The sequence below is a fragment of the Streptomyces sp. P17 genome (assembly GCF_032436805.1).
Classification (GTDB): domain Bacteria; phylum Actinomycetota; class Actinomycetes; order Streptomycetales; family Streptomycetaceae; genus Streptomyces.
This window is the reverse complement of record NZ_JAVRBF010001080.1, coordinates 1-259: the sequence shown is the minus strand read 5'-3', so window position 1 is coordinate 259 and position 259 is coordinate 1. Positions and strand designations below refer to the sequence as shown.

General features: G+C 38.2%; 1 protein-coding gene. It reads right to left on the bottom strand.

Annotation, left to right across the window (positions count from 1 at the left end):
* A partial coding sequence (locus tag RMT89_RS43995; RefSeq protein ID WP_315889362.1) for a hypothetical protein occupies positions 1 to 259 on the bottom strand: 259 nt, incomplete at both ends.

Below are 259 nucleotides of genomic sequence, written 5' to 3'. Positions count from 1 at the left end.
CCCATAGCTTACTCCGCACCGCTTTTCATCAAACCATGATTTGTGAATACCCTTTTCTTGAGTATAACGCCCAAGATTCTCGATAAAGTTTCTTTCAACATTATCCCTCCAAATTGGGGAAGTTATACTTATCTCGATATCCTGAATCAACAGCTTAGAAACCTCTACATTAATGAGATACGCAATTTTATCAAGTTGATCTAATTTGGGGGAGCTTCTTCCTGAAGACCAATTCAGCAGAACATTACCTGACATTTCA